This is a genomic window from Burkholderia pyrrocinia, assembly GCF_018417535.1.
In the GTDB taxonomy this organism is placed as follows: Bacteria; Pseudomonadota; Gammaproteobacteria; order Burkholderiales; family Burkholderiaceae; genus Burkholderia; species Burkholderia pyrrocinia_E.
The window spans coordinates 477312-489583 of sequence record NZ_CP070977.1 but is presented as its reverse complement, the minus strand read 5'-3'; the positions used below and the strand labels follow the sequence as shown (position 1 = coordinate 489583).

Below are 12272 nucleotides of genomic sequence, written 5' to 3'. Positions count from 1 at the left end.
GTCGCTCATAGCGGCATCTCCTTGATTATGGTGTGTTTGGCTTGCATGAGCGTGACGATTTCACGCGCCTGCTCCAGCATTCGTGATTGGCCGGCGAATTCGCTGCCGAGCCAGCTGCCATACAGTTCGACGATCGGTGTCAGTAGCGCCAGATCGTCATCGGCCGCGCGCAATATCGCCAGCTTGACCAGAGCGGCCAGGTCGTAGCGCAGCATCAGGTCTGTTGGCGTGCGGGTTTGTTTGGCATCCGAGAAGAATGTCCGAGACAAGGTGCGAATGACCTCGGTCGGCCACGGCGCATCCAGCCGGCGAGCGAATGCCGAAGCCAAGTCGACCTCGCCCAACGCAAGCTGGCGGCACAGCTCGCTTTCGCAAACGACCGGAAGCGAAGCTTCCCACAGGGCAGGTATCAGCGCACCCAATCGAGCCATCGGTTCGTCGCTTCCCAATGCAAACCTCAGGAAGGCTGCCGACCACTCGTGATCGCTTGCTCGACACGCCGCGGTAGCACATCCGGCCAACAGCGCATCGGCCCAGTCATTGCGGGCCATCAATGGAATCAACTCTTGCGCTTCTGTGCCTGCGGCTTCGGTCCAGCGCGCGGGTGGAATCAGCGACAGCACCTGCCGCAACCAGGACGCACGCTTTCCCTCCCCGTGATGCGTCACATCGACAATGCCATCGCGCGCCCAATCTTTCGGCAGTTCGCTGGGGATGTCGACGAACAACGCCGGGTCGTTGCGCTTACCCAGTAACGCGGCAAACTTGGCGACGGCGCCATTGATGGGTGTCGCCGCTTGCCAGCGCAGACAGGCATCGGCCCGCGCCGACATCCGGCGCATGAAGGCCGAGGCTGGCAGTCGGGCGAGCAGGTCGGCCGCCGCGATCCGTACCGTTTGTGCACGATCGTCGAGCAGGCTTTCGAGGAGCGCCTCATCCTCCGCACCCAGATGGGCCGCCAACGCGTTGACGAACTGCTGGCGCTGATCCGCCCTCTCCTGCGGCAGAACGGCGACCAGCAAATCGCGCGCCTTGGCGGCATCGATGCCATGCAACGCCGCTAGCGCGTTGGCACGTTCAGTCGTGTCACCCTCGTCCCAGATACGCAGCAACGCCGCTTCATCCAGCTCCGGAGGCTGAAGCTTCCTCAGGCGCGCATCCCAGTCCGGATTCTGCAATGCGAGCCACCAACCGCGTTCACCGAGGACGTCATGCCAATGTGTCAACGCAGCGGCCTTGCCGAGCACGCGCGGCAACAGTGCCGGCGGCAAGCGATAGCCGGCCTGCGCGACGCGCGGCGCCAGCCATTCGCCGAGTTCCGGTATCTCGTCCGAGATCGCGGCAGCGACCAAGGGCACGAGCGCTGCCGGCATTTCCGGTACCGTTTCGTCCGGCGCGGCGCACGGCAGTTTCGTTGGATGCGGCAGCCGTCCGGCATCGCTGTACACAGCTAGGCTCCCGGCCTGCCATAACACGCGTTGTTCCCGGCTTCCGTCGGGCAACAACGCGTCGATCTCCGCGAGCGTGGGCGTGTCCTGCGGCGCGTTGGCCGTTCCGACGAGCGCGATGCGAACGAGTTCATGCATCATGCGACTCCTGTCAGGCTTTGATAGCGTCCGTCGGCATACAGGCCCAGTGGCCGAATCGCCCAACCGTCCCACTCCACCGCAACGGCCCGAGGGCGACCACCGGCAATCGCCAGCCATGTCCAGTGGTTGCTGCCGTGAAGCGGCAACCCATGGCCTGTCGCATCGATCGCATGCCACATCCCGCCGGTGAGCACCGGCACGATTGCGTCCAGCACGGTTGCAAGGCGATCATGCCAGGGGTTGGCGGCCAGGGCGTTCGCGGCATCGTCGAGCATGCCGAGCTGATCCCGAGTACGCGAAAATGCAACGGGCGACGGCAACGGCGCCGCTGTGCCTTTCAGCATGGCACGCTGCGATCCGGCACCCGGCCAGAAAACCAATTCGCCATCGAACCTGGCGCCGGGCAACCAGGTCTCGGGAAACGGCTGATTGCCTGCGGCAAACCGCAGGAACAGCGCACGTCGACCGCTCATCTCGCCCAAAAGCCAAGTCCGCTGTACACGCACGCGCTCGTCTGCGTCGACGATCTGTCCGAACACGTGCCAACGATCGCGCAATGCTTCGCCATCGGCCAGCACGTCTTCTTCACGTTGACTGAAACCGATCAGTTGACGAAGATGCTGCTGCAGATCCGGCGGGAGAGAATCGAACCGCTCATGGGCACGGACCGCCAACGCCAGGCGCCCGAGCTCGGCCAGCAATCGTTCGGGCCATGCTTCATGACTTCCCGGCAAGTCCGCCAACGCGCGCACTCGCGCGGCCAGGCCGGTTGCCTGCGCGTCGACCAGTCGTGCCGCCATCTGCTCCCAGAACGCGGGGCCCTGCGCCGGCAAGCGCGCGAGTCCGTTGCGTACCAGATCCTCCAGCCAAACTTGCAAGCCGGCCATGCCGTCAATGACGCGCGCTTCGCGCTTCTCGGCACGTCTTCGCTGCGCGACTTCGTCCACCGGCGCTTCCGCCTTGGCGACCGCCCGCGCCTCCTTTTTGGCCGCATTGTCCGCCCGCTTGTTCAGCCATTCGCTGACCCATTCGGGCTCGTCGGCAACTTCAACGAAGTCCGGCTGGTTGGCGCTTAGAAGCAATAAGCCAAGCGCATGCTTGCACGGGAACTTGAAGCTGGGACACGAACATTTGCTCGCGAAGTCTCCGAGGTCTACACGGACCTGATAGGGATTCTTGCCACTCCCCTGGCACTCTCCCCACACCACGCGATCATTGCGCCCGAGCATCGGCCACTGCTTCGGCTGCGCCAGCTTCTTGCCATTCGCAGCCGAACTGCTATCTGGTGCCAACGCTAAAACCTGTTGTTCGGTGAGCTGTATATACACGTCTTTGTTGTCTAGTTCCAAAGAAACGGCCGAAAGCATCGTGCAGAGGCGTCGCTCGATTCAAGCAACCAACGACACGAAGTTTCATTCTCCTCTGCTATTCGCACTCGATCTCGCTGGAGTTGCCCCTGTAATACCGGACACCGCGTCACACTAAGGTTGCTGAATCCATCGAGCGCCGGAACTCGCGAGGCGAGTGGTATTTCAGCGCGCTATGGGGATGTTTCTCGTTGTAATGCTCGAACGCGATGGCCAAGTTGCGTGCAGCAGTCGCTGCGTCCGGCTTCGGCATGAAGGCGACGTAGTCGCGTTTCATCGTCTTCACGAAGCTCTCGGCCATCCCGTTACTTTGTGGGCTGCACACCGGCGTGGTCAATGGCTTCAGGCCGATGGCCGCTGCGAACCGACGCGTGTCGTCGGCCGTGTAGCCCGAACCGTTGTCGCTCAGCCACTCGATTTCGGACGGGGTATGCAGTTCGTTGCCAAACCGATTTTCCACTGCAGCCAGCATCACGTCGCGCACGATGTCACCGCTGTGGCCTGCCGTCGTGGCCGCCCAGCTCATCGCCTCGCGGTCGCAGCAGTCCAGCGCAAACGTCACGCGCAGCGGCTCGCCGTTGTCACAGCGAAACTCGAATCCATCGGAGCACCATCGCTGATTGCTGCGCGCTACGGCCACCTTGCCGTCGTGTCGACGTTGGGGGCGAGGCGGAATCGGTCGACGCTGCATCAGCAACCCATGTGTGCGCATGACGCGATAGATGCGCTTGGCATTGAACGGCACCAGCCCAACCGCGACGCGCTCGTTGCGCAATATGCCCCAAACCCGGCGATAGCCATAGCTGGGCAAATCGCCGATGACCCGGCGGATTTCCTCGACCGCGACCGCGTCGTCAGTCTGCCTCGATTGACGGCCATCGCGCCACGTCGCCGGACGCGACAGTCGTGCCGATACGTTCGAGCGCGACACGCCGAGAACTTCACAAACCAGTTTCACTGGTCGTCCTCCGGCAGCGAGGGCGAGTGCGCTATCCATTTTTTTGCCCGGCCGTACTCGACTGCTTCGCGGAGAATCTCGTTCTCCATGGTCTTCTTGCCGAGCATCCGTTGCAGCTCACGAATCTGCTTGAGCGCGTCGGCCAGTTCCGAGGCCGGAACTACTTCCTCGCCAGCCTTGACCGCTGACAGGCTCCCATCCTGGTACAACTTGCGCCAGTGGAACAGTTGGTTCGGATTCACGCCGTGCTGGCGCGCGACCATCGAAACCGATTTCCCCGGCTCCAAACTCTCGCGAACCATCGCCAGCTTCTGCTCCGCCGTCCAGCGCCGCCGGCGCTCCGGGCCCGTCAACACTTCCATCACTTCCTGCCTGGTGTTAGTCAAAAACACAGTCTTATGCCTACCCGTTATTGTAAGTGGGTGACTGTGTCCGGCGTTTCAGGGGGCTGCTCCACTCGCCGCATTCGTTCACTTGCGGCACAACACATGACCCGCCTATTTAACACTGTAATCGTAGCGTCGACGCAAAGCTGGATCACGGGTTACGCGCAATCGAAAACAATTTGGGCACCATGCACCCCGACTTATCACGGTGCTTGGCGTCGATGACCAGACGTGCCCGAGGTGGCATTCCCAAGTCAGCTTGACGTTATAGCCCGAGTATTCCGTACTCAGGCACCTGCCGCCCCGAGCCTTTGCAATTGCACTCATCTCTTCAATCGTTCGACGCCTGTCGAGGTTAGCGCAGCGTCTGCACCACTTGCCCTCTAAGACCTGGTGCCCCCATCCCAACCACTCATGTCCACGTGCGCATCGGAACCGGTACTTGGAATTACTTCCGCGATACGTTTCGTCGAGGCACTCCCCTCCATTTGAGACTGCCCTTGCATGTATCTCGGAGAGGCGTTCTGGCTTGAGGCGCGCATCCCCATTGCGGCGCGCGAAGCAGCTTCGACACCAGCCCCCTTTGACTACGCTGTATCCGCACGCCTGCCATCGGTGACCATTCGCGCATTCCCAAAGGTAGTTTTCCTTGATACCCAGATAGGCATCGGCAAGGCATCGACCACCATGCATTGCAGCTGCCTCCTGAAGCCGTACCAGTCCGTTTCTGTCCGTAAGTTGTTCGGCGCGGTAAGCCAATGCACATGACGGACAACTATGGCCCTCAAGAATCTTGCGGGCCTCTGTCGTCCATTCGTGGCCTTGGTCGCACCTGAAGTGCTGACGCACGTTCTGACCAAGAAAGCGTCCCTCTTGACACGTGATTCTGCGGGCACGTAGTGCATCTTGAAATCGATGCTCCACCCTGCTTCGCTCGCACTCGAGACACGATATCGTACCGCGCATCGCGACCGTACCAATGCGAGTGAACTCGTGACCAAGCGCACAACGAAACAGGTAGGAAGAATGCGCGCCGCTCCACTGCTCGGTGAGGAGCGTGAGCCCACGGTTAGCGGCGATTTCGCCGAGAACCGAGAATGCGTCATTGGAACTCCGGCGTTTGCGTTTCAGTGGGCTACCTTCATCCATCGCTTCGCGTAGCAGTGCGCGTCATTCTCAAACGTTCCCCGATGATCGTCCGTCGGCTCATCGACAACACTACTCCGTTCCGGCACTCTGCACTTGCCCCTTCAAAATCGCATCGAGCTTCGCCTCAAGTCGAAGGTTCGTGCAACCGACAAGATAAGCAAGACAGTAGAAATTGACGAACGGGATGATGCAGAGAATCGTCCAGCGAAGAACCGGGCGACCTTTATCCTTCGCAAGGTAATGGCCGGCAAAGGCTACACCGATGCAGGCAATCAGAAGCGGAATGAACGAGATCCAACTGGTTTCTGGTGTCTGTTGCATGATTTCCTACCCGTTATTTACTGAAAATTCTCGTGTCTCGCATAAGTTAGCGCACGAAATGCCGAGCAATCCGGACATGTGTCCCGTATCGCTCTCAATGGGACCCTTTCGCATTTGATGCGCCGGATTCAGTCGCATCAACAGCTTGGGCTAGCCACCATGCGCCAACGCAGCCGATCGCGAGGGCACCAAACCACCACGATGGGGGCCAGACCTCCAGCAGACTCTCTCTGGTCAAATCGAAGGGCGTCTTTAGTGCAACGATCACTACGGCGGTGTTGTAGCAAGCATGGAGGATCATGCCCGGCAATAGGGATCGGGTGGCCACGTACAACCTCCCAATCAACAGTCCGAGCCCGAAAGCAAGAACGAATTGGTACACATTCAGATGGGCAAGCCCGAACACAGCAGCCGAATGCGCGATAGCCGTGCCTGACGGATACTGCCGCAAAAAGCTGCGCAGCATGATTCCGCGAAACAACATTTCCTCGAGTAACGGTGCAACCATGCACGTCAACACGATCAGGCCTAACCCACCGTTCAAGTATGCTTCGCGTGCCTCATCTCGACTCCCGTTCCAAGGGAAGAACTGCCCCACTCCGAGTTCCACCACACTCACCACCACCAAGACTCCCGGGGTGATCAGCGCAATGGGGACCGCGAATCGGCAGATCGTGGCTCGCCAAGATTCCGCACCCTCGTGCAGCAGCTCCCGGTAGGTAAATTTGCTGTGGTGAAGCAACACCGAAAATGCGAGTCCGTTTGCAAGAACGCGCCCGATGGTTGCGATTGCTATAGGTTGAAGCCCCGCACTTCGTCCGATGGACCAAATGATCGCGTTCGCCAAATACTCGCCCATATTCAGCACAACAACGATAAAAAAGGCCTCAAGCAGATTGGGGAAGTGATAGTTATTTGAGCCAGAATTCATCGAACTCTATCCACCTACGCTACTAGCATATGCGACGACGACGATCTCGATCATTCCGTCCCGACGCTCGATTCCGCGTTTCATGCGGCATCCGGTCACCAAGCTCGCGACGGCATCTCAAGCGCGAACGCCTATATTTGCTGCTAAACCGTTATCCGGCGCTCGCACCCTTTCCGATTTTTCTAGCGCGGGCTCCATTGATGAGCGCACGTCAATCGATCCGTGCGCCCTCCCGAACGAAACGCGATCAATCCGCTCCATACTTCCGCGATCTCGGCCCGTACAGCAAGCCGTTCGGCGGCCCGGCCGACAGCAATCGATTGCTCGTCAGCGCGGCGACATCGTGGCCCTCGTCTGTCAGCGAGTGCGCGACCTGCTTGACGGCAGCCTGCACCAGCACACCGACAATGCCGAATGCCCCGACGTTGACGTTATTGCCGAGTTCCTTGCCGGTCGCTCGACCTTGGCCTTGCCAAAGTACGTCGCCTGTCTTCAGGTCGACGAGCCTTGCCGATGCCGCCACCACGGTCGTGCTGTCGACGATCTGATAAACGGAGCCATACTTCGTCACCTTGGAATACAGTGCAGCGTCTGCACCAAAGATCTCGCGCAACTTCGCCGGCGACGTACCCTGGATCTCGGCAGCGTTCGTCAGACCGTTCTGCTTGAAAGTCTCGTCCATCACGGCAACCGGCACGACGTAATAGCCGGCCTCGGCGAGCGGCAACGTCATCTGCGACAACATCCCGTAGGTCGCGGTGACATCGTTGGTCTCGTTCACCGGCGGCAACACAAGAATCGAGCGCGGTTTGCTGTTCTTGAAGGCCGTGTAGTCGACGTGTTTCACAGGCTGTGCGCACGCACCCAGCAGCACGACGATCGACAACACGGACAACAACTTGAGTGTTTTCAACATGGCAGGTCCATTACTGTTTGGCGGTTTTCTGCGAGGCAGTTTTTTTCTTCATCAGGAAATCCATATACGCCGCGGACTCCGGAAACAGCTGCTTCTCGGCCTGGAACGCTTGTTCCGCCTGCTGCTCTTGACCGATGCTCGCGTACAACATCCCGAGATGCGCATGGAAGCCCGGCGGTGGCGTGTTGCCCTTCGCACGAATCTCCTGCAGTGCCTTTTCGAGCGCATCGATCTGCTCCTGCGGCGACGTCTTCCCCTTGAAGTATTCGTACACCTGAGGCTGATAGCCATTCCACTGATAGAGCGGCGGCGTGGTCGGCGCCGCGCAGCCCGCGAGCAGCAAGACTGCCGCAATCGCGGACAGCCCAATACCCCGTTTCATAGTTCTTCCTTGTTCTGACGTGTGAATCGATAAAGTTCGCAGCGCTTATTGAGCCGTCTTGAGCGCACCTGCGTCGACCTGCTCGACCAGGTGATTGACCGCTTCCTGGATCGCGAGATCGAGCACCTTGCCGTTGAGCGTCGAGTCATAGCTCGCGGTGCCGCCGAAGCCGATGATCTCGCGATTCGACAGGCTGTATTCGCCCGCGCCCTGGCTCGATGCGATGACTTCCGACGTCGCAGTATCGACAATGTTCAGGTTGACCTTCGCGTATGCGACTTGCGTCTTGCCCTGACCGAGGATGCCGAACAGTTGCTGATCTCCGACGTCCTTACGGCCGAACTCGGTCACGTCGCCCGTCACCACGTAGTTCGCACCCTTCACGGCCTGCGCCTTCTTCATGAAGCCGGCTTCCTGCTTGATCTCGTCGAGGTTCTCGCGATCGAGCACGTTGAAGCGCCGGCTCTGCTGCAGACGCGTAACAAGGATCGTCTTCGCCTGTCCGCCGAGGCGATCGATGCCGTCCGAGAAGATGCCGCGCATATAGCTCGAGCGGTTGTCGAACTTGCCGACTGCAATCGCAACGGGCTTGCCGGCATACGGCTTCTGCGCGCTGCTGACGGCCGGCACGTCGAGCGTACGCGACGATTCCGTTGCGCAGCCGCTCAAGCTCATGGCAGCCGCCACGGCTGTAATCACCAGCACGTGAAAGTTATTGGAAGCTTTCAATCAGATCTCCTTGTTAAGCTTAAAAATACGGCACCGCGTATGGATCATTTTTGCGGGCCGCCCACGATCACGCCATCTTCGGGGTTACCGCCTTCATGCTGCGACTGTTACCGACAGCCTTTCTTCCCTTCTGCTGAACGATCTGCGCCTTACGAGGCCGCGTCGAAACTGGCCGGGATTTTTGCGACTCGTGAACTTCGCGATCGTCGCGGGCAAATGCTGCAATCGGATCTGAAGGCACCTGACGCGGCGCACGACCTTGTTGATCATGGGATCGCGAAGACGATGCTTGCGGCTTCAATTGCTTTGCCGGTAGCACCTTGCTTCGTGTGTTCTTGTGTCCCGCATCCAAACTTTTCAACTCGCTTGGACTCACCCAAGTCTCTCGATACTCAGCGACTGCCGACGCAGTCGACAGCAGCAACAGACTTCCGATTACGATGTTGTACTTCAATGGAATCCATACCTAAAAAGGACGTGGCCGCTGCGGCTTCTACGTTCCAAGCGCCTAAACGAGGTTCGTCAAATCGCAATTGCCGCGTTATTTCGTAAGGCGCACCACGTAGTAGCCGGCTTCCTGTGCGTTTGCGGACAGGCTGAAGTTCGGCGCGACCGAAACCGACGCGCCCTGAAGCACGGATGTGTAGGTTACGGTTCCACCCGACACGTTCGCGTACTCGATAACCGGCGGGTTCTGGGTCGGTTTGACGTTCGTCGTAAAGTTCAGCGTCAGCGTCGAGGACGCCATCGAATGGAGATCGCCCGAGGACTTCACCTCGTAGATGTAGTCCGCCGTTACGCCAGCAGGTACCGGATTCGGCTTGCCAAGGCACACGGTTAAATCGCCGGTAATGCCGCTGGACGGCGTCTTGAGCGTCAACGTCGCGATGCCGTCGTCGGTTACGACGTTGATATTCGCGTTGGCGACCACACTGCTGTTCGTGATCGACAGCTTCTTGTAGTCGGACGGGCAAGCAAATGCCGCTGCCGTGGTCGACGAGCTTTGCGAGGTCGAACCCGCCGAATTTCCGGACGACGCGCCGCTGCTGCCATCACCATCGCCGCCGCCACATGCGGCCAGCAGAACCGCCGAACCCATCAGACCGACCAGAACCAGTTTCTTCATTTTCTTTTCTCTCAATTATTAAATATAACTAACAAAATATACAAAACACCATCCAGGAAACTTGTCGCAAGCTTACCGGCGTGGTCCCTGCATAAAAAGGCGCGGCGATACTGCGTACCGCGCAAAGCATCTAGACCCGGGGGGAGCCTAGACGCGACCAATCAAACTCGAAATATCAATCGAGAACCAATCGTCGCCTCCGCTTCACGACGATGCGTGGCTCGGCAGTGGGCACGGGCGTCCGCTCGGGTGTAGGCTGCGCGACATGCGCCTGTCGCGCCTTCTCCATCGCGCGACGCCTTCTGTTTAACCACGGGTGACGCGGTGGAAACCAGACTGGCTGCGTGTCGTTCGATATATTCGGTTCGTCCAACTGCCTGTCTTCCACCACAAGGGACTCCCCGCTCAAAACTGCGAAGTCAGCTGGAACCCGACCGTAACGCGCGCCGTCGGGAAGCCAGCCGGTTTATAGACTGGCGTGCCCGCAAACAGGTCATACGCGTAGGTGCCGAAGCGCGTGCCGACGCTGCCCTTCACGCCGACGACTGCGCCGGCCAATTGCGTCCCGACGAGCGCGATCGGCTGCGGCCCCCATACGCGCCCGTAGTCGAGCCCCGCATACAGCGCTTGCCCGGTCTGACCGATCGGCATCTGCAGTTCGTTGCGCCAGTAGAATCCGCGCGCCGCCGCCAACATCGTTTCGCCGTCGAAACCGCGCACGGTGTAACGGCTGCCGATTGTCATGTCATCGAGGTAGTACAGCGTGTTCCCCGTGTACTGGCCGTGAAACGTGCCGACATAGCGGAGCTGCTGCTTGCCGATCGCGAACGGCACCAACAGGTTCGCGTCGAGCACGGCCATCTTGAAGCGATACGTCGGGCCACCATCTGCCGCAAGCGTGTCATCCTGCGCGCCGAATCCGCCGACGCCCTGCCGGTATGCGAGCGAGCCGTCAAACTGCGCGCCATCGAAATAGTGGCGATCGGTCAGGCCCAGTTCGATGATCGTGTTGTTGCGGCGCTGCTGCGAAATCTCGGTGTCTTCGATGAAGCTTTGTCCGAAACGGCGTGACAGCCGGAAATATCCGCCGAACACGTCGTTCTGGCTGCGTGCCAGCACGCGGGCCAATTTGAAATCGAGCGTCTTCGAGTTGCCGCTCGCGACGAACGTCTGGTTCACGCCCGCAATCTGCTGGTAGTAGGTGTTTGTATTTGCGGACAGCGTGGCCGTCCAATAGCCCCACGGAATCGAATAGAAACTGTTCCAGCCGTGCGAGCCGAGGCGCTTGTCGCCGAACTCGAGGTCCTGGCTAACGCCGACGTTCAAGATGTCGTTCAGACCGAGCGGATTGTCGATACCAACCGACAGGTTGCCTTGCAGCTTGCCGGTGGCACGCGTACCGGAGTTGTCGATCGATGCGACGACCGTCCATGGTTTGCCGCGTTTTACGTCGAGGACGACGTCGCTTTCGCCGGGCAGATCGCCTGGAACGATCTGCATTGATACGTCCTGGCTCGTCACGCGCTTCATTTGCTCGAGACCCTGTTCGAGGTCTCGCAGGTTCAGCACCTCGCCGTCGCGGGTCGGGAAGGCGGTTTTCCATGTGCCGCGCAGTTTTTCGTCGGCGAAGCGCACATGACGGATCGTGCCGGGAATCAGCGACAGTTTCAGCGTGCCGGTCGACAGGTCTTGCTCAGGGACGAGCACGCGCGTTGTGACATAGCCCCGCGCGAGAATCGCCTGAGACAGCCCCTTAACCAGCACGTCAACGCCTTGTCTGCCGACGCATTGGCCGACGTAGCGATTCAACCACTCGCGCGCAAACGCGAAGCGATCCATCGGCAACGCGGACGCGCCTTGCGCCCTCGTCGCGTCAGGCAGCGAGGCCGGCACGTCGAGTGCAAAGCGGTCAATGCGGAAGCACGGCGATTCGACAGGAAGGGCCGGATACGCTTCGACCTTCGGCACTTCGGAGCGAACGGAAGGAGCGCGCACGGCTGCATCACGCTGCTGCGCGTCCCGTTGCTGCTGCGCCTGCCGATCCTGTTCCGCATTTGCACGCCCGGCGGCGGCTTGGTCGGCGGGAGATGGGACCTGCTGTGTATATGCCGTCATTGGCGCGAGGGAGGCAATCGACAACAGGACAGCGGACGGGCTGATTCTCATTCGGATACGTTTGTTGAATTTGTTCTATGGTTTCGGTGCAAGATGGCCCGGAATCCAGACCCACTCAGTGCCACTCCATTTCCAGTAGCCCATGACCCACGTCATTGTCGACCAAGAAGGGAGCACTGGCGACATCTCTGCCTTGAGTGGCGGACGCGGCGGTGCATCTGGGGGCACGGTTTCGCATGCTGCAAGCGACACAGCTACCACGATCGATACCAGCGTAAAACCTCCTGTCAGTTTCGCCATCGT

Annotated in this window: 12 protein-coding genes; all 12 read right to left on the bottom strand. The window is 60.0% G+C overall.

What is annotated here, in order from left to right; all coding sequences use genetic code 11:
- Window positions 1-5 precede the first annotated feature (5 nt).
- The 12 genes from JYG32_RS02260 to bcpO all read right to left on the bottom strand — a co-directional run bounded on the left by JYG32_RS02260 (window position 6) and on the right by bcpO (window position 12269).
- Window positions 6-1589: a DUF5691 domain-containing protein gene (locus tag JYG32_RS02260; RefSeq protein ID WP_213264514.1), complete on the bottom strand. Its 1584-nt coding sequence runs from the start codon at window positions 1587-1589 to the stop codon at window positions 6-8.
- On the bottom strand, window positions 1586-2956 hold the full coding sequence (locus tag JYG32_RS02255; RefSeq protein WP_249744570.1) for an SWIM zinc finger family protein: 1371 nt from the start codon (window positions 2954-2956) through the stop codon (window positions 1586-1588). The genes JYG32_RS02260 and JYG32_RS02255 overlap by 4 nt, the downstream gene beginning before the upstream one ends.
- A gap of 109 nt (window positions 2957-3065) precedes the next feature.
- A protein-coding gene (locus tag JYG32_RS02250; RefSeq protein ID WP_213264349.1) for an IS3 family transposase occupies window positions 3066-4276 on the bottom strand; the annotation gives its coding sequence in 2 pieces (ribosomal slippage) (window positions 3066-3961 and window positions 3961-4276; 1212 coding nt in all).
- A gap of 1242 nt (window positions 4277-5518) precedes the next feature.
- Window positions 5519-5770: a hypothetical protein gene (locus tag JYG32_RS02245; protein ID WP_213264513.1), complete on the bottom strand. Its 252-nt coding sequence runs from the start codon at window positions 5768-5770 to the stop codon at window positions 5519-5521.
- A 94-nt stretch (window positions 5771-5864) separates the two neighbouring features.
- Window positions 5865-6701, bottom strand: coding sequence for a CPBP family intramembrane glutamic endopeptidase (locus JYG32_RS02240; RefSeq protein WP_213264512.1), 837 nt, complete (start codon window positions 6699-6701; stop codon window positions 5865-5867).
- Between the two features lie 247 nt (window positions 6702-6948).
- Window positions 6949-7617 carry a DUF799 domain-containing protein gene (locus JYG32_RS02235; RefSeq protein ID WP_213264511.1) on the bottom strand — a complete coding sequence of 223 codons (669 nt, stop codon included), beginning with the start codon at window positions 7615-7617 and terminating at the stop codon, window positions 6949-6951.
- A gap of 10 nt (window positions 7618-7627) precedes the next feature.
- Window positions 7628-7999, bottom strand: a complete 372-nt coding sequence (locus tag JYG32_RS02230) for a DUF4810 domain-containing protein (RefSeq protein ID WP_213264510.1) — start codon at window positions 7997-7999, stop codon at window positions 7628-7630.
- 45 nt (window positions 8000-8044) lie between these two features.
- On the bottom strand, window positions 8045-8674 hold the full coding sequence (locus JYG32_RS02225) for a CsgG/HfaB family protein (protein ID WP_213265361.1): 630 nt from the start codon (window positions 8672-8674) through the stop codon (window positions 8045-8047).
- 121 nt (window positions 8675-8795) lie between these two features.
- Window positions 8796-9182, bottom strand: coding sequence for a hypothetical protein (locus tag JYG32_RS02220; protein ID WP_213264509.1), 387 nt, complete (start codon window positions 9180-9182; stop codon window positions 8796-8798).
- 87 nt (window positions 9183-9269) lie between these two features.
- On the bottom strand, window positions 9270-9854 hold the full coding sequence (locus JYG32_RS02215; protein WP_213264508.1) for a hypothetical protein: 585 nt from the start codon (window positions 9852-9854) through the stop codon (window positions 9270-9272).
- Window positions 9855-10259: 405 nt separating this feature from the next.
- Window positions 10260-12020, bottom strand: coding sequence for a ShlB/FhaC/HecB family hemolysin secretion/activation protein (locus JYG32_RS02210; RefSeq protein WP_213264507.1), 1761 nt, complete (start codon window positions 12018-12020; stop codon window positions 10260-10262).
- 24 nt (window positions 12021-12044) lie between these two features.
- Window positions 12045-12269, bottom strand: coding sequence for a CDI system lipoprotein BcpO (gene bcpO / locus JYG32_RS02205; RefSeq protein WP_213264506.1), 225 nt, complete (start codon window positions 12267-12269; stop codon window positions 12045-12047).
- Window positions 12270-12272: the final 3 nt, after the last annotated feature.